General features: G+C 61.4%; 16 protein-coding genes. 2 read left to right on the top strand and 14 right to left on the bottom strand.

Annotated elements, in window-relative coordinates; translation table 11 throughout:
* The first annotated feature begins 368 nt into the window (after positions 1-368).
* The gene (locus tag B9A97_RS29695) at positions 369-524 is read left to right on the top strand and encodes a hypothetical protein (protein WP_179145203.1); all 156 of its coding nucleotides are present in this window, start codon (positions 369-371) and stop codon (positions 522-524) included.
* Positions 525-558: 34 nt separating this feature from the next.
* Here B9A97_RS29695 and B9A97_RS02935 read toward each other — a convergent pair whose 3' ends face one another.
* From B9A97_RS02935 to B9A97_RS02945, 3 genes are read right to left on the bottom strand one after another with little or no spacing between them, the layout of a single operon-like run.
* Positions 559-888, bottom strand: a complete 330-nt coding sequence (locus tag B9A97_RS02935) for a hypothetical protein (RefSeq protein WP_143530306.1) — start codon at positions 886-888, stop codon at positions 559-561.
* A gap of 20 nt (positions 889-908) precedes the next feature.
* Positions 909-2,858: a hypothetical protein gene (locus B9A97_RS02940; RefSeq protein WP_084363514.1), complete on the bottom strand. Its 1,950-nt coding sequence runs from the start codon at positions 2,856-2,858 to the stop codon at positions 909-911.
* Between the two features lies 1 nt (position 2,859).
* Complete coding sequence (locus tag B9A97_RS02945; RefSeq protein WP_179145204.1) at positions 2,860-4,515, bottom strand: LCCL domain-containing protein; 1,656 nt, start codon at positions 4,513-4,515, stop codon at positions 2,860-2,862.
* A gap of 105 nt (positions 4,516-4,620) precedes the next feature.
* Between B9A97_RS02945 and B9A97_RS02950 the strand changes: the two genes are divergently transcribed.
* Positions 4,621-5,730: a helix-turn-helix transcriptional regulator gene (locus B9A97_RS02950; protein WP_179145205.1), complete on the top strand. Its 1,110-nt coding sequence runs from the start codon at positions 4,621-4,623 to the stop codon at positions 5,728-5,730.
* A gap of 189 nt (positions 5,731-5,919) precedes the next feature.
* Here the strand turns inward: B9A97_RS02950 and B9A97_RS02955 are convergent, their stop codons facing one another.
* The 11 genes from B9A97_RS02955 to B9A97_RS03005 form a co-directional block, all read right to left on the bottom strand.
* Complete coding sequence (locus B9A97_RS02955) at positions 5,920-7,152, bottom strand: metal-dependent hydrolase family protein (protein ID WP_084363516.1); 1,233 nt, start codon at positions 7,150-7,152, stop codon at positions 5,920-5,922.
* 41 nt (positions 7,153-7,193) lie between these two features.
* Positions 7,194-7,658: a GAF domain-containing protein gene (locus B9A97_RS02960; RefSeq protein ID WP_084363517.1), complete on the bottom strand. Its 465-nt coding sequence runs from the start codon at positions 7,656-7,658 to the stop codon at positions 7,194-7,196.
* Positions 7,655-8,566 (bottom strand): branched-chain amino acid ABC transporter permease, encoded by a 912-nt coding sequence (locus tag B9A97_RS02965; protein ID WP_084363518.1) that lies wholly within the window; start codon positions 8,564-8,566, stop codon positions 7,655-7,657. The genes B9A97_RS02960 and B9A97_RS02965 overlap by 4 nt, the downstream gene beginning before the upstream one ends.
* Positions 8,566-9,429: a branched-chain amino acid ABC transporter permease gene (locus B9A97_RS02970; protein ID WP_084363519.1), complete on the bottom strand. Its 864-nt coding sequence runs from the start codon at positions 9,427-9,429 to the stop codon at positions 8,566-8,568. The genes B9A97_RS02965 and B9A97_RS02970 overlap by 1 nt, the downstream gene beginning before the upstream one ends.
* Positions 9,430-9,436: 7 nt before the next feature.
* Positions 9,437-10,642 carry an ABC transporter substrate-binding protein gene (locus tag B9A97_RS02975; protein ID WP_084363520.1) on the bottom strand — a complete coding sequence of 402 codons (1,206 nt, stop codon included), beginning with the start codon at positions 10,640-10,642 and terminating at the stop codon, positions 9,437-9,439.
* A gap of 53 nt (positions 10,643-10,695) precedes the next feature.
* Positions 10,696-11,397: an ABC transporter ATP-binding protein gene (locus B9A97_RS02980; protein WP_084363521.1), complete on the bottom strand. Its 702-nt coding sequence runs from the start codon at positions 11,395-11,397 to the stop codon at positions 10,696-10,698.
* Position 11,398: 1 nt separating this feature from the next.
* Entirely contained in the window at positions 11,399-12,163 is a 765-nt protein-coding gene (locus tag B9A97_RS02985; RefSeq protein ID WP_084363522.1) for an ABC transporter ATP-binding protein, read from the bottom strand.
* Positions 12,160-12,813: a TetR/AcrR family transcriptional regulator gene (locus B9A97_RS02990; protein ID WP_084363523.1), complete on the bottom strand. Its 654-nt coding sequence runs from the start codon at positions 12,811-12,813 to the stop codon at positions 12,160-12,162. Before B9A97_RS02990 ends, B9A97_RS02985 begins: the two co-directional genes overlap by 4 nt.
* Positions 12,814-13,049: 236 nt before the next feature.
* A complete protein-coding gene (locus tag B9A97_RS02995; protein WP_084363524.1) occupies positions 13,050-13,961 on the bottom strand; it encodes a DMT family transporter in 912 nt (303 codons plus the stop codon).
* 177 nt (positions 13,962-14,138) lie between these two features.
* Complete coding sequence (locus B9A97_RS03000) at positions 14,139-15,035, bottom strand: sugar phosphate isomerase/epimerase family protein (RefSeq protein ID WP_084363525.1); 897 nt, start codon at positions 15,033-15,035, stop codon at positions 14,139-14,141.
* An 88-nt stretch (positions 15,036-15,123) separates the two neighbouring features.
* Positions 15,124-16,062, bottom strand: a complete 939-nt coding sequence (locus B9A97_RS03005) for an ABC transporter substrate-binding protein (RefSeq protein ID WP_084363526.1) — start codon at positions 16,060-16,062, stop codon at positions 15,124-15,126.
* Between the last annotated feature and the right edge of the window lie 67 nt (positions 16,063-16,129).

Consider the following 16,129-nt stretch of genomic DNA (forward strand, 5'->3'; position numbering starts at 1 on the left):
CGAAGGGTGGCGGAACGCGCTTGAGGCGAAAATTGCCACCATTTTCGGGATAACGCTCCTGGCGGACATTAGAAACGATAATGCAAGATTATCGGTTGTTAAAGGAAGGCGACGTTGCGTGCGGTAAAAGATATAAAAATTGGAAGAAACTGTATTTATTGGTGCCTTCGGCTCGATGACGAATGGCGAGGTATTCGGTGCGGACCACGCTGGAATGAACCGGCACCGCTTGGCGCGACGCGGCCCGGGACTTCCCGAGCGAGCCGTCGGGACCTCATCTGTTGGATGACGGAGTCCCCTATTTTTGCGGATGGCCCTTTGCGGTAAAGCGCTGCCTGGGTGTGGCTGGACGCTGGAGGATCGGCAGCGTGCTCGACAAGAAAGTTGGTCGCGACGACCGGCTGGTAGGCCTGAAGACTGCCGGAGCGCACTTTGCCGCTGCAGAGAGCCTCGTGGTTCATCCCGAGATCACCGCGCTGGGTGCGGCACGCTCATTCATATCGATGGCCGGGCAGATCGGGTGATATCACGCCAGGCCTGTTCTATATGTCGGGCCGTTCAGCGGAGACACTTGCACTTGTCATATATCAACGTCCAGTTGCACTTCATGTCCTCTGCAAGATGCGGGTTAAGGACGGTGATGTCATTGATGTCGACGCGGCCGCAATACCATCTGCCGCAGGCATCGACCTTGATGACACCGGGGAACCGGTCGGTGCGGCGGGTGCAGCTCCGACCGAGCACCACGCCCTTGGGGCCGACCGTGGTCGATTGCTGCCTCGTCTGGGGCTGTGCCTGTGTCTCTGTCTGTGTCTGGGCTGGCCCCGCCATGCCGAGCGTACCAATCACCAGCAGGCACAATAGCATAGGCAGACTCGGCATGGGCATGGTGCATCGCGACATCACGATCAATCCTTGGAATGGGTGTAGGTGGGCACGGGCGGTGGCGGTGCTGGCAGCGATGGCATGTCCTGGGTAGCGGGGGACTCCAATGTGGCAGGAGCGGTGCGGCGATCCGGGCGCGGTTCTGCTGCGGTCTCCGGCACGGGCGGTAGCGATCTCCGATCACGGGTCCGGCCGTCGCCCAAATCCAGTCTACGGCCCATATCAAGACCGAAATTCAGCATGTCCTCGATCGACGGGCCGGATGGTTGACGCTCCACCGGTCCCAGGAGCACATCGCCCTCATCACGCTGGGGACGTCTACGTTCACGCACAATGTCGTTGTCGGGCTTGCGGTTCTTTTCCCGGGTCTTTCTGAGGTCGGGCGTGACCGTCTTGCGCTCCCGCTCGATAATCAATTCCTTTGGCTTGTGAAGGACTTCCGGCTCGCACCGGCTGCCTTGGCGGACAAATCGCGGCGGGCATGCCATCGCAATCGGGTTGCCGACAGTATCCCCGCCATTGCAGACCAACCGCTTGTTCTTGCCTTCGCCCACCATCTTGCAGGCAGGTCGGCAGGCATGGGGATTGGTGGGATCTATGCCATTGGAGCAATCGAGCTGCCTGCATTGCCGATCGCCAGGTCTTGCCACCATGCCCGTTGGACACTCGTTGCATTGCAGGGCGCCCTGGCCGAGCGCTGCCGCATCCGGCACGAAATTGGCGGGGCAGGAACCGCAGGAACCCGCACTGGCCAAGGCTGCGGGTGCCTTGACGAAAAACTGGCCAGCGCTGCACAGCGGCTTGCATTGGTAGCCTTCCGTCACGCCAAGACGCACGGGCTTTTCACCGGCCGGGCAGGTTCTGGTGGCTGGGCTGCAGATTCCTTGGTTCAGCCGGCCCGAAGAGACCGTCACCGCCTGTGCGGTTTCGCTGAAACGCTCGGTGTCGCACGGCGTGCAGGTGCCATCCTCGATGCGCTGATCGGCAGGGCAACCGCAAGAGCGGGCCTTCGGATCATAGGTACCACCGACCGGCAGCGCGCAGCCGCAGCGGATCAGGTCAGTCGCGCCGGCCGGATCCTCCTGCCGCTCGAAGCGACCAGGCGGATAGCAGGTGCAGGTTCGGGTCTGGGTCAGGGTCGGCGTAACGGTGGTCTGCGAGATCATGCTCGCACCATCGGCCGTCTTGCTGAAACTATAGGGCCTGGGAAACTTGATCCAGCCGCCACAGCCATAGTCGGTACTCACATTCACATGCGGGGTCTCCTCAGAACTGCCAAATGCGCCTTCATCGGCATCCGGGAAGATATCATCTACAAGATTGCCGACCGCTTCCGCGCCGCTCTCCAATCCGTCCAGAACTGCTTCGCCAACATTGGCAATAAAGCCCGCGCATTGCTTGACGTCCTGGGCATAGCCCTTGGCGATTGCCGCCACGGCCTCCGCCTTGCCGTAGACGGCGCAGCCGCAGTTCATATATTGGAAGATCTGATCCAAACCCTGGATCTGTGCGATGTTCGAGCCCGCCTGCCCGGCGGCAAAGTCCACAAGCTTCTGGTAGCTGTCGCCAAGCGCTTCTTTCAGGGCATCGGAGATCCCAGGCGTATTGATCAGGATCTCGGAAATGGTGGTCCCGATCTGTCCCGTCGTCATATTGGTGCATTCGGCCTTGCTGCCATAGGCGCCCGCAGCGCCGGCACCAACAATCGCTACCACGGTCGCCGCCAGCACCACATCGCCGCTGGCGATCTGCGCCGAGCATTGGAGAAATTCCGGGTCGGCCGCCGAAAGCCCAAGCTGGGCCAGGGACTTGTAGCCGCTATAGGCATTCAGGCAACTTGCGATGTCATCAAGCGCATCGGCCTGGGCCGCACGCGGCGCAGCCGTAAACAAGGCGATGGTCACCAGGAGAGTGACGCCCCAGCGCAATGACGATCTGACCCGCCGCCGCAGCTTGTCCTTGCCGCGCGCCATGTCAATTCAGCCTGACCGCCTGTACCCGACGATTGCTCGCCCGCCCATAGTCGGTGCCGTTGTCCTCAAGCGGCTCCGACAGGCCACGCCCCTCCGCCTCGATCCTTGAGGGCAGGATACCCTGCTGGATCAGCCAGAACTTCACCGCGCTGGCGCGCTTGGTAGACAGCGTCTGATTGTATCCGGCGGAGCCGACATTGTCGGTATGGCCGATCAGTTTCAGGTTTAGGCCCGGATTGGCTCTCAGCGCCGCCAGCAGTTCGTTGAGCAGCGGCAGCGAATCCTCGTAGAGTTGATCGGAATCCGTGGCAAAATGAACATAAAGCTGAACCTGTCCCGTCTGCATAAGGCTCTGGGCGATCGGTAGCTGGACAGGAGCGGCCGGCGCTGCCACCGGCTGGACGAGTTGATGACTGAAGCTGAAGCTTCCCTCCATCGCGCCGCCATTGGAGGAAATGACGCCGTTGCGGGTTGCGCCAGCATAGCTTTTGCGGCCGGGCTGCGGCAGGACCGACACATTGCCACCAGAAGGCGTTAGGACGCCGTAGTGGACGGCGGCGAGGCAAATGGCCGAATCCTCAGAATAGATATCCATGCCCCAGATGCCGCCCGCATTGCTCTCTAGCGCCGAGCAGAAGCAGCTAAGGGCCTCGGAAGAGCCGCGAAACGCCACGAAATTGTCCGGGCACTGGCTGAGCGGCACCAGCGGCAGCGGCTGCACGATTGGCTGCACCGGGACGTAGCGGGCCTGAACCGTGGTTGGCTGGAAGCTGAAACTGCCTTCCATCGCACCATTGTTGGAAGAACTGATGCCGTTGCGCGTGACGCCGGCATAGGCCGGCCGGCCGGGCAGAGGCACCGCGGTCACCAGGCCGCCGTCAGCCACGAGAAAGCCGGCATGCACTGCCGCAAGACAAAGATTGGAATCCTCCGTATAGACATCCATGCCCCAGACTGCGGAACTGTTCGTATCGACGGGCGGGCAATGGCAGGTCAGGGGCGCGGTCTCACCGCGCCAGGCAACGAAATTCTCCGGACACTGGCCGACCGTGGCGGTGGCAGGCTGCGGCGCGGCCGAAGGCGCAGGCGCCGTCGTGACGGGCATGGCCGCAGGCTGGGGAGGGGGCGCCGGCATGGCGGGAGCAGGCGCCAGGGGAGCCTGACTGACGGGAGCGGGCAAGGGTTCAGCTGGAACGGGTGCGGTGGGCGGGGCCTGTGCCACCGCTGCCCCGGCGAAGCTGAAGCTGCCTTCCATCCGTCCGTTGTTGCCCGAGGGGATGCCGTTGCGGGTCAGCCCCGGATAGGCCCGTTGCCCCGGCAACGGAATGACCGTGACATCGCCGCCGTTTCTGCCGATCCGGCCCGCATGGACTGCCGCCACGCAGATGCTGGAATCCTCGGTATAGACATCCATGCCCCACACGCCGCCCCACTGCGTGCTCTCCGCAGAGCAGGTGCACGACAGCGGCGCGCTCGTGCCGCGAAACGCCACGAAGTTGTCTGGACATTGCTGCGCTGCCGTGGCTGCGCCACCATAGGACAGGGCGACAACAAGGCCACCGATCGATATCAGCAGTTTGAACAAGGGCGTCACGATCTGCTCCCAGGTGCCTTCCAGCGCTTTTTTCAGCTTGGGGAAACCTGTGGCTTTTTGCACTCCCCATTCGGGTAGGTTCCCGCACGGCGACTGATGGCGCTGTTGCGCCAATGCTGATATGCGGGCATGATGCCGCATTGGGTCATGTGTCCAGTGGGAGCCGGCATGGGACAGGTTGCAGGCGATGTGGCGCAGCTTCATACCGCATTCTACGAGGCCGCCGCCAATCCGCAGATATGGCCTGAGACGCTGGGCATGGTTGCGACAACCTTTTCGTCACGCGGCTGCCTGCTGACGACACCGAACTTCACCCCCGGCGCCATTCCCCATTCTCCCGGCATGCAGGATGTGCTGGATTGCTTCTTTTCAGAGGGCTGGCACAAGCGCGACCTGCGCACCGCGCTTGCCCGGGCCAAGCCCGCCATCACAGGTTTCTTCGCCGACCAAGACCTCATTTCGGCCGAGGAAATGGCAAAACACACCTACTATCGCGACTTTGCCCGGCAGGCCGGCGTGCCCTGGTTTGCCGCGGCGCTTCTAACGACAATTGCCGATGACGATTTCGTCGCGATTTCGCTGCAGCGCTCGCAGGCGGAGGGACCTTTCTCGCGTCGGGAGCTTAAGGCCCTGAACACGCTGTTGCCGCAGTTGAGAAATGCAGCCGAGCTTGCCCGAAGGCTGGCGACCCAGCACGGCAAGGCGCTTGTTGATGGTCTCGCGCTGGCATCAGAGCCGGCCGTGCTGATGGATCGACACGGAAGGGTGGCGTTCGTCAATGCCATGGCGCAGGCCTTGTTGGGATCGGCGCTCAGTATCGTGGCAGGCAGGCTGAGAGCCGCGCGGCCAGCAGACAATACGCAATTGAACGGGTTGATCGAAAGGGCATGCGTCGCGGTGACATCGCGAGACGAGATGCCCGCCCTGGCTCCCGTTTCGCTGCGCGACCGCGACGACGAACAGTTGCTCGTGGCCCGCGCCGCGCCGATACGACGGTCCGGGGAGGATGTGCTCGGCTTTTCCGGCGTGGTGCTGATGCTGACGGATGTCCGTGCCGTCCAGCGCGCCGACATGTCCCTGGCGACAAACCTGTTCGGCCTCACGGTTCGCGAGACGCAGGTTCTGGCCGCCCTGGGGCAATACAGCACCCTTGAGGCTGTGGGCCAACATCTCCAGATTTCGCGTGAAGCCGTCCGGTTTCACCTGAAGTCGATCTTCCTGAAAACCAATACGCATCGGCAGGCCGAACTCGTCAGGCTGATCGCAAAGCTGTGTTAAAGCGTGTTGCGATCTTTCAGATTCGCTTCCACGCTTTAATCCCTAGTTTTTCCAGCATCTCGTTGTCGCAAAACCGCTGCACACGTTTGCGCGACTCCTCTCTTGTCAACAAGACCAAGTCTGTCTCATCGGAGCTGATGTCGAACACGCGAGCTTGCCGCTGGCCGAGCGGCCATTTCGGAACCGAAGTTATTGAAGCTCGGCCTTGATGAAGCTTCCACCCTTCATGATGATCGGCATATGCGCTCCCTGTTTCGTTAGCAGTGAAAGATCCGTCAGCGGATTTCCATCGACAACGATGAGATCTGCGAAAGCACCTGATGCAACCGTGCCGATACGACCTTCCATGCGCAGGAGGCGTGCTGCGATATGGGTCGCGGAAGCGATGACTTCATGTGACGGAATCACGCGTCCGCGGATAACGAATTCTTCCGACTGATGCACATGCATGCCGCCCAGGAGGTCGCTGCCGTAGGCCATCTGCAGACCTGCGTCGCGCATGATGGACAGCGATTCCATGCCTGCCAGTCGCACGTCGTCGACCTTTGCAATCGACGCTGCAGGCAGCCCCATCGAGGCCCCTTCACTCGACAGTTTTTCGTAGGTGACCAAGGTCGGTACGGCGAATGCACCCTTTTCAGCGGCAAATTTCGCCGTCTCCGACGTGATCAAATTGCAGTGCTCCAAAGAATGAACGCCACATTCCACCGCGCGGCGAATGGCCTTGTCGGTGTAGAGATGCGCCGACACGTAAGTTCCGGCATTCTCGGCCTCTTCAACGATCGCTACAATTTCTTCGACCGAAAACCCCAGGAAATGGATCGGGTCCGTTGGCGAAGAAACACCGCCATTTGCCATGATCTTAATGAATTCGGCGCCGCTCTTCAGTTCTTCACGGGCAGCGCGCCGAACCTCGGGAATGCCGTCGCAGATACGGCCAAGTGCACCAAGCGGGAAACCGTTACGACGCGTCGGCTCATCGTTGTAGGGGCCGCGATAGTCGCAATGTCCGCCGGTTTGTGCCAGCGCCTTGCCCGAGATGTTGAGGCGCGGCGTCGGCCAGAAGCCTTCCCGCGTCGCGGCAACCAGGGCTGAGGTGGCTCCGCCGACATCGCGCACGGTGGTGAATCCGCGGCGGAGCATTTCGCCCATCAGCTTGAAGGCCCGCACCGTGATCAGCGCATCCGGCAACTGTCCGTTGAGGCCAAGATCGGCCGTCGAGGCGACCACATGCACATGGGCATCGATCAGCCCCGGCATCAAGGTCAGGCCCTTCAAGTCGATCCGCTGGGCGGTTGTGGACGAGACTGCTTTGCCAACCTCCCTGATCATCTCGCCTTCCACGAGCACCTGCATGGGCTCTGTCGGTTCGTCGGCTGTTCCGTCAACGATCCGGGCGTTTTCAAAGAGAATGCTTGTCATGTCAAAGTCCTGAATGAGAGAGGTCAAAGCCAAAGGCGCGCTCAGGCGCGGCGGGCTTCGAGATAGGCGGGAATGAGCAGAGGGGCATAGGCGGCAGCCTTGTCCAGATGCGCTTGCGTGTAGGCGCCTTCCTTGTCCAGCAGGTTCATCGTTCCGATCGTCTCGCCATTGTAGACGACCGGAATGTTGATGACGGCCCCGAGCCCGAGGCTGAAGATCAACTCGTGATCGAAGAAAGCCCAGACGATCGCAGCCTTGTCGGGACCGAGGAAGGGTTGCCCATTCTTCAAGACCTTTTCGCCCCAGGGTGTCGGGCCCATCGCCTTGCGGCCGAAGACCGGATAGGAGTTTTCATCGCTGGAATACACCCTGGCGACCTCGTGACCATCCGCATAAAGAAGCGTGAAGAGACCGAAGCCGATGTCCTTCGACAGCTGCAGTTCGAGTTCGCGGTAGAGCGTCTGCGGCTGGCCGGGTCTTGCAAGGTGTTGAAGAAGATCAATCATGGTTTTGGCTCCGTCTTTGGCGCAAGGCCGGTACGTTCGGGAAGAAGACCCTGCGGGCGTAGGTGAAGCACCACCAGAAGCGCAATTCCGACCAGCATCTCGCGCACAGCCGCAACCTGGCCAGCTTGCAGTCCGGGAAGGATTTCACCGAGGAAACGCGTGGCCTCAAGGAAGAACACAACGAGATAGGCACCGGCAAGGCCTCCCAATGGCCGCCCCACGCCGCCGGCCGTGACCGCCAGGAAAATGTAGATCGTGATCAGCGGCTGGAAATGATCCGGCGAGATATAGCTCTGGAAATGCCCATAAAGCGCTCCGGCCAGCGCCGCTATGGCGGCAGAGAGCGCGAAGGCCTGGATCTTGAAGCGCGTGACGCCCTTGCCCGCAAACGCCGCAAGCTCCGGATCTTCGCGTATGGCCTTCATGACCCGGCCAAAAGGAGAACCGTCCAGGCGGTTCAGCATCAGGAAGATGCCGAGAACGAAGACGCTGACGAGCGCGAGGTAAAACAGGTTGAAGCCCTCGGTACCGAGCGCCACGCGGAACGGTGCCGGAATGCCCGACACGCCATCGGAACCTCGCGTCAGCCAGCGCTCGTTTAGCGCCACCATGCGCACGACCTCGGCAAAACCAAGCGTGACGATGGCGAGATAGTCGCCGCGAAGCCGGATCGTTGCAAATGTCGCGATAACGCCGACGCCTGCACCGATGATGCAGGCGATCGGAATGGTCAGGGCGAGTGGTACGCCTGCTATGGAAATCAGCGCGGACACATAGGCGCCGACGGCAAAGAAGCCGGCAAGGCCGAGATTGACCATGCCGATCCCGCCCCAGATCAGGTTGAGGCTGAGGGCAAGAAGCGCATAAATGCCGCCGAGTGTCAGCGTGAAGATAAGATAGGACAGCATCAGGCGCTCCTTTCCCCGAGAAGACCCGCGGGGCGCAGTGAAAGGATAAGCAGGATGGTGGCGAAGCCAACGGCCGAGCGGTAGGTGGCCGGCAAGACCAGCACCGCCAGTTCCTCGCCAATGCCGATCATCACAGCACCAAGCACGGCACCCGGAATGGAGCCGAGGCCGCCAAGCACAGCCGCGGCGAAAATGGACAATAGCAGCCGCGATCCCGTCATCGGATCGATGGCGGTATCAAGCCCCAGCAGCACGCCGCCGACACCCGCAAGCCCCGCGCCGAGCGCGACAGTCACCATGGCGATCCGGCGCGGATCCATGCCCATCAGTTTTCCCAGATCGGCATTGTCGGCCACCGCCCGCATCGCCTTGCCGAAGCGGGTGAAACGCAGGAAGGCAAACACAGCGGCCATGATCGCAAGCGCGATCAGAGCCGTCTGCAATTGTTGCGGTCCGATCCGTAAGTCCGCAAAGCGCCAGTCACGCGCCAACGGCGTGTCAAATCCCTGCAGATCATTGCCGAAGGTGAAGCGGATAGCGTTTTCGATGATGAGGTTGACGGCGATCGAGGCAATCGCGACTGCTAGTGCTCCAGATGGCCGCAGCTTTGCCAGTGCGACCTCTTCGGCAAACAAGCCAACCGCCCCGCCGGCCACGAATGCCGTGATTGCGGAAGGCAAGACCCCGAAACCGAAATGCGTGTTCACATACCATGCGGCAAACGCGCCGACCGTGGCATAAGCCGCTATCGCGAAGTTCACATAGCGCAGCACTGCGAATATGGCGGTGAGGCCGATGGCGGGAATGGCAATCAGCATTCCCGTCATCACTCCGTTCAAGATGGCTTGAACCACGGTCGTCATCGTTGCCTCACGCGATCTTGACGAGGGTCAGTTTGCCGCCGAGAACCTGCTCGTAGCGGAAGGCGCTGTCGGTGATATCGCCCTTGTCGGTGAAGTCGCAGGGGCCTGAGGCACCCTGGTAATTTACCGGCTTGCCCTCGGCAATCAGCTTGAGCCCGTCGAGGGCGTTATCGACCGCGGTGCCGTCAGCGCCCTGTGAGACAAGGCGGATGGCATCGCGGATCGAAACGCCGTCCGAATTGCCCGCCTTGGCGATCGCCAGCGCCACCAGGTTCATCTGGTCATAAACCTGCGTCGTGTAGGGATCGGGATTGGCCACGCCGATCAGACCCACCAGGCGCTTGTATGCCGTCGAGGTTTCGGCCGGCGACGGTGCTATGGTGAAGATGCCTTCAACGACTTCTGCAGGCACGCTGTCGATGAGCTTCTGGTTGACGGAATATGCGAAGGCGATCTTCTTGCCTTCGTAACCGGCGCGATAGATATCCTTGAGCAGAACGGTCGTATCGGCTGCGTAGCCACCCAGCACGATGACGTCAGGCTCATAGGCCATCATCTCGTCGACTTCGCTGCGGTAGGACGGCTTCTTGTCGTCGTAGATCAGCGACTTCGTCTCGCCGCCGGCGGCCGTGACGGCGCTGGTGATATTGGTGAACTGGCTTTCGGCGAACGGCGTCTGCGGCGAGACGAAGAACAGCTTCTTGACACCCTGTTCGACTGCGAATTCACCGAACTTGCGGCCCTGGAGTATGGTCGTGGGCTGCGTGCGAATAATGAAGCCCTGGTGGGGAAGCGTGGTGATCGCATCGGCGCCGGAAACGGTCAGCAGCATGGTTTTGGATTCCCAGCAGATCGGTGCGACGGCGGTTGTGACCGACGATGCCCAGGTGCCGATGATTGCCGAGACCTTGTCCACATCCACGAGCTTGCGGGCGGCACGGACGCCGGCTTCCGGGTTGGTCTGGTCGTCTTCGGAGATGATCTCGACCTTGCGTCCGAGGATGCCGCCGGCAGCATTGATCTCGTCCGCGACCGCCTGAATGGCCTTGACCATGACCGGGCCGTAGGTGCCGCCGGAGCCGGTCAGGGGCGTGAGCGCGCCGATACGGATGGCTTCCCCCTCTGCCATGGCGCGCAAGGGTGCGATGCTGGTGAGGGCAAGCGCTGCCGTCCCACCGAGGAAGGCGCGGCGATGAATCTTCATGTCGATCATGTCAGTTCCCTTTGTTGTTTATGCGGATAAAGCTCGGATGGGCATGCGTGTCGTCAGCCACCGAGAAACAGGCGGCGGATTTCCGGATCGACTGCGAGATCCTTGCCAGCACCCGTCGCCGCATTGCGGCCGGTGACGATGACATAACCGCGCGTCGAGATTTGCAGGGCCTCAAGGGCGTGCTGCTCGACCATCAGGATTGGAAGCCCGGTGGTGTTGAGCTCGATGATGGCGTCGAACAATTCGTTGGCCGCCTTGGGCGACAGACCGGCTGTCGGCTCGTCGAGCAGCAGCAGCTTGGGCTCCGTCATCAGGCCCATGCCCATGGCCAGCAATTGCCGCTGCCCGCCCGATAGTGTGCGGGCAAGCGCCTTGCGCTTTTCGGCCAGCACCGGATAGCGCGCATAGATCGCATCGCGGCGACCGGCCATTCCGCTCGGGTTGGAAAAGCTTGCCACCTCAAGGTTTTCGGCGACCGACATGGTGCCGAAGACGTTCTTTTCCTGCATGACGAAGGCAAGCCCGGCCTTGGAGCGGCCAAGCGCATCCTGGCGGGTGACGTCGACGCCGGAGATCGTCACGCTACCGCCCTTCAGCGGCACCAACCCGGCTATGGCCTTGAGCAATGTCGATTTGCCCGCGCCGTTTGGCCCGATTATCGTGACGATCTCGCCCGACTGGATTTCGACCGTGGCACCCTTGAGAATTTCCTCTGCCGCGCCATAGCCGGCAATCAGTCCTTTTGCTTCCAGCATGTCAGTGCCTTCCCCCGAGATAGGCTTCCTGGACCCGTTCGTCGGCGACGACCTCCTCGAAGCGGCCCTGGGTCAGCCGGCGACCTTCGGCCATCACGATCACGGGGTCGCACAGATGGCCGATCAGCTTCATGTCGTGTTCGATCAGGCAGATCGTTACGCCCTCGGCATTCAGCGCGCGCAGATGTTCGGCGATTTCGCCTGTCAGCGTCGGGTTGACGCCCGCCATGGGCTCGTCGAGCAGGATAAGACGCGGCTTGGCCATCAGTGCGCGGCCGATTTCCAGCAGTTTCTTTTGCCCGCCTGACAGCGCGGTTACGGGATTGTCGAGCACATGGGAGAGCCGCAGTCGGGCAGCGACGGCCAGCGCCTCCTGAGCAAGCTCGTCCTCGTGCCGGCGGGCCGTGCGGTTGCCGGTCAGGCTGGCGAGCAGGCCTTCGCCGGGATGCCGCTGCCCATAGAGCATCAGGTGCTGGAACACCGTCAACTTTGGAAAACCGCGCGCCAGCTGGAATGTCCTGACCAGGCCGCGCTCGACGCGCTCGCGGGGCGATACACCTGTGATGTCGGTACCATCCAGCAGTACTTGCCCGCCGTCTGGCGGAAACAGGCCCGAGACCGCATTGAAAAGCGTGGATTTCCCCGCGCCATTTGGTCCTATCAATCCCGTGATCGTGCCATCGATTACCGTCAGATCGACGCCGTTCAGGATCTTCACGCCATAGAAGCTGCGCGTAACGCGCTTAACCTCGAGAAGCGACTTCATGCCTTGATCTCCCCGGGAGCGGAGAGGCTGGCAAAATAGGCGCGAACCTGTTGCTTCCAGAATTCCAAGAGGTGTTCGTAATAGGATCTGTCGGAACGCAGCACGGTTTGCGCGATCATGCCCCGGATCATGCACATGGTCGCGTTCATCACCACGCGGACCTTTACCGGCTCGACGCTGCGATGGACGGCCAAGGCAGACCAGATTGCATCCAGCCCGTCGTGAAACTCCTGCACGACAGGAATGAGGCGACTGCGGAAGCCCGGGTTGTGGCGCGCCTCCGGGAGGTATTCCATTGTGACGTAGAAAAGGCGATCAAACATGATGTCCCAGAGGTAGTCGACGATTTCGTCGCTGGACCCGCCACGCGTGCCAAACTCATCCGCGAACCGAAAAAGCTTCTTGTTGACGATCGCCAGATGGTTGGCGACGGCGCTGACAATCACATCTTCCTTGGTTGCAAAATGATGGGTCAGCGCGCCGCGGGAGACCTTGGCTCTTGCGGCGATTTCGGGTGTCGAGGTCTTGGCAAAGCCCTTGTCATGAAGAAGGTCGATGGTCGCGTTTAAGATCGCCTGAACAGTCTCGTCTGACCGCTCTCTTTGGGTGCGCGTCTGTGGTTTTGCAGTGGCTTTGGCGGGTTTCAGCATGTGCCCTCGAGCAGTAGTGGCTGTTCTTTGTGCATTCGTCCCTGGAGGCCGAAATTTGGGCCTGACACAAAAGCGCCATACAACTTACAAACAGTCAAGTCTGTTTTTATGTTGGCTTTCGCTGAGGGCCATCTGAAGCACTGCAAGGACGCAGCGCATCACTGTCGATCCCTGTCTGGGATGACTGTCAGTGGAGACGCATCATACTCCGATGGCGGATGGACGGGGGTCGATGATCAGCTATCGTCGGAAGAAGGAGGGAGCGCGATGACGGCCGATCCTGGTGTCGCAGACTTCAAGCCGCGAAGCTTTTCCCGGATGATGGTCAGCAGACCGGCCGACGCAATGACGACGATACCGACGAGAGCGAGTGCGTCAGGATATTCGCCAAACAGCAGAATCCCGAACACCACCGCCCAGGCGAGCTGGGAATAATGCATCGGCGCGATCTGGTTGGCGTTTCCATAGCGCGCGGCCAGAACGAAAGCCCATTGCCCCAGGCCATAACAGACACCTGCGAGCGCCAGCAGCGCCAGCTCCCGCAGCGTGGGAACCGTGATGCCCCGGAATGTCATGGCAACGGCATTGATCGCCAGGAGATAGAGGATGAGCGTGCCCAGCACGCTGGTGGTCTTCACCTTGCCGCCGACGCGCCGGAGAATGATGATCGCCGTGCCCGTGCCAAGCCCGGTGCCGATGGCGGCGAGATGACCCAGTTCGAAGGGCAGATAGCCAGGCTTGACCACGAGAAGCACGCCTATGAAGCCGATGACCACGGCGGTCCAGCGCCAGGGTCCGACATATTCCTTCAGCACCAGGGCCGACATGATCGTCACGAATAGCGGCGATAGAAACACCAGCGCATAGGCATGGGCGAGGGGAATGGTGGTGAAGGCATAGACGCCGCAAAGGCTCGCCACGACGCCGCAAATGGCGCGACCATGGACGGCAAGCGGATAGGGCGTGCGCCAGAAATCCCGCCATTTCTCATTGGGGTGGCGGGTGATCAGCAGGGCGAGCCCCGCAAAGACATTGACGATAAAGGCGATCTCGAAAATCGTCAGCTGACCGCCGGCACCCTTGACCGAAGCATCGGTGATGGAGAAGGCCGCATAGGCGAGCAGCGCGAGAATATAGACATTGGTCACCGTGCGGCTCGCATTCGATATGTCATTTCAACTCATGGACTTAGACGATCCTTTCGTGCTCAAAGGTTGATGTCAAGCAGTTTGGCTTGATGGCTGCTCGCGGACATGCCCACCGCCGGCATCGGAACGGCGGGCTGCAGACTGGTGCGGGGCATTGCCAGTATTTGATTGGCCGCGCTAGCCCGGCACATGTGCGGTCTGGACCAGGGCGGCCTTCAACCGCGCCGTCTCCATGCCAAGCTCGATGAACTGGCGGGCATGGCGGGCCAGGGCGACATTGTCGTTCCAGAGGTTGCGCCAGATGGCGGTCTTCAGCGACAGATCCTTGTCCACGATCGCGGTCGAGAAGGATTCGAAGGTGACATAGTCGTCCCAGCCGATGGCCACCAGCGCATCGAAAATCGCGGCGAAATCGATGGTGCCGGTGCCGAGATAGCCGCGGTGGCTTTCCCCGATATGCACATAGCCGATCTTGTCGGCGGCATGGCGAATGGCAAGGCCGACATCGGCTTCCTCGATGTTCATATGGAACGTATCGAGATGCAGGAAGACGTTTGAAGCGCCGGTGTCGCGGATATAGGCCAGGCCCTGGGCTGCGGTATTGAGCATGTTGCTCTCGAAGCGATTGACCACTTCAAGATTGAGCGTCACGCCGGATGACTTGGCGCGGTCGGCGACCTTCGACAGGGCGGTGACGCTGTTGTCCCAGCCCTTGCGGGTCAGCGCATGTTCCTGCTTGCCATGGGCGGAGCTCAGGATGCCGGCGAGTTTCTCGCCACCGAGATCGCGCACCAGGGCAACGGCCCGATCAAGGATGTCGATACCCTTGGCGACCACGGCGGGATCCTCGCTGGAGAGATCGCCCTCGGGCGGGAGACCCATGCTGATGGCCACGTCGAGCTTGAGCGCCTGCAGTCGGCCCGCTAGCCATGCCACATCCACCTGCGCGGGATCGAGATAGGAGAACTCGATCAGGTTGAAGCCGAGGCTGTGAGAGCTTTCGAGCGCCTTCTCCAGGTCCGCACGGGAAGAGCCTGCGCTCCAGACAAAGGAATGGACACCGATTTTCGACATGGTCGCAGCCGCTTTCGTCAATGATAACAGGGAAGGTGACCGCCGGGCATGCCGTCTTAGACATGCCCGGCGTTCCGGGAGGAAAAGATTAGCGGGCGGCAGTCCAGCCCTTGTAATCCTTGACGTTTTCGGCCGTGATCAGCTGCGGATCCAGCAGCACGACCGGCTCTGCCGGCTTGTTGCCGTTCAGCACCTCAACGCCCATCTTCAGCGCCTGGCCGGCCATGACATAGGGATCCTGCGAGGCAGACGCCTTGATCATCAAGGTGCCCGATGCCAGCGACTTTTCGATATCGGGGGCGCCATCCACGGCGGTCAGGAAGAATTCGCTGCGGTTCAGCTGCTTGGCCGCCAGTTCGGCGCCGATGGCCGTGGGATCGTTGATCGCGAAGACGGCGTCGATCTTGTCGAAGCGGGTCAGCAGGCCCTGCATGACGGCCAGACCGCCATCGCGCGAACCCTGGCCGTTCTGGTCATCGGATAGGATCTTGATGCCGGCATGCTTGCCGAGCGCTTCCTTGCAGCCCTGGACACGTTCCAGGATCGAGGACGATGCGGGGCCGTTGATGATGACCACGTCGCCCTTGCCGCCCAGCTTGTCGGCGATGTAGTTGCAGGCTTCGGAGCCGGCCTTGACGTTGTTGGTCATGACGGTGACATCGGCGCCGGGCGCGGAGACGTCGAAGGCGGCAACGACCACGCCAGCGGCCTGGGCCTTCTTGACGGCCGGTGCGATGGCCTTGGCATCCACGGCGTTCAGCATGATGATGTCGACGCCGGCGGCGATGAAGCTGTCGACCTGTGACACCTGCTTGTTCAGGTCGTAATCTGCGGAGACCGAGATGACCTCGACATTGGGGTTGATCTCCTTGGCGCGGTCTTCGATGCCCTTGATGGTGGCAACGAAGAAGGGGTTGCCGAGCAGGCCGACGGAAATGCCGATTTTCTTCAGATCTTTTGCGGCGGCAGGCATGGCGATTGCAACGGCCATGGCGGTGCCGACGAGCAGCTTGGACATAAGACGCATGTTTTCCTCCTTGGAAGGCGCTCCTCGCGCCGTTGTTTCCGGTCGCAACCGGTTTGTTCAGCCGGGC

The sequence above is a fragment of the Rhizobium sp. RU36D genome (assembly GCF_900176345.1).
Classification (GTDB): domain Bacteria; phylum Pseudomonadota; class Alphaproteobacteria; order Rhizobiales; family Rhizobiaceae; genus Allorhizobium.

What these genes read in the sequence shown, in the direction of transcription:
- B9A97_RS02935 (WP_143530306.1), bottom strand. Translation starts at nt 888, where the DNA reads ATGCCCATGCCGAGTCTGCCTATGCTATTGTGCCTGCTGGTGATTGGT.
- B9A97_RS02940 (WP_084363514.1), bottom strand. Translation starts at nt 2,858, where the DNA reads ATGGCGCGCGGCAAGGACAAGCTGCGGCGGCGGGTCAGATCGTCATTG.
- B9A97_RS02950 (WP_179145205.1), top strand. Translation starts at nt 4,621, where the DNA reads ATGGGACAGGTTGCAGGCGATGTGGCGCAGCTTCATACCGCATTCTAC.
- B9A97_RS02955 (WP_084363516.1), bottom strand. Translation starts at nt 7,152, where the DNA reads ATGACAAGCATTCTCTTTGAAAACGCCCGGATCGTTGACGGAACAGCC.
- B9A97_RS02960 (WP_084363517.1), bottom strand. Translation starts at nt 7,658, where the DNA reads ATGATTGATCTTCTTCAACACCTTGCAAGACCCGGCCAGCCGCAGACG.
- B9A97_RS02965 (WP_084363518.1), bottom strand. Translation starts at nt 8,566, where the DNA reads ATGCTGTCCTATCTTATCTTCACGCTGACACTCGGCGGCATTTATGCG.
- B9A97_RS02970 (WP_084363519.1), bottom strand. Translation starts at nt 9,429, where the DNA reads ATGACGACCGTGGTTCAAGCCATCTTGAACGGAGTGATGACGGGAATG.
- B9A97_RS02975 (WP_084363520.1), bottom strand. Translation starts at nt 10,642, where the DNA reads ATGATCGACATGAAGATTCATCGCCGCGCCTTCCTCGGTGGGACGGCA.
- B9A97_RS02980 (WP_084363521.1), bottom strand. Translation starts at nt 11,397, where the DNA reads ATGCTGGAAGCAAAAGGACTGATTGCCGGCTATGGCGCGGCAGAGGAA.
- B9A97_RS02985 (WP_084363522.1), bottom strand. Translation starts at nt 12,163, where the DNA reads ATGAAGTCGCTTCTCGAGGTTAAGCGCGTTACGCGCAGCTTCTATGGC.
- B9A97_RS02990 (WP_084363523.1), bottom strand. Translation starts at nt 12,813, where the DNA reads ATGCTGAAACCCGCCAAAGCCACTGCAAAACCACAGACGCGCACCCAA.
- B9A97_RS03000 (WP_084363525.1), bottom strand. Translation starts at nt 15,035, where the DNA reads ATGTCGAAAATCGGTGTCCATTCCTTTGTCTGGAGCGCAGGCTCTTCC.
- B9A97_RS03005 (WP_084363526.1), bottom strand. Translation starts at nt 16,062, where the DNA reads ATGCGTCTTATGTCCAAGCTGCTCGTCGGCACCGCCATGGCCGTTGCA.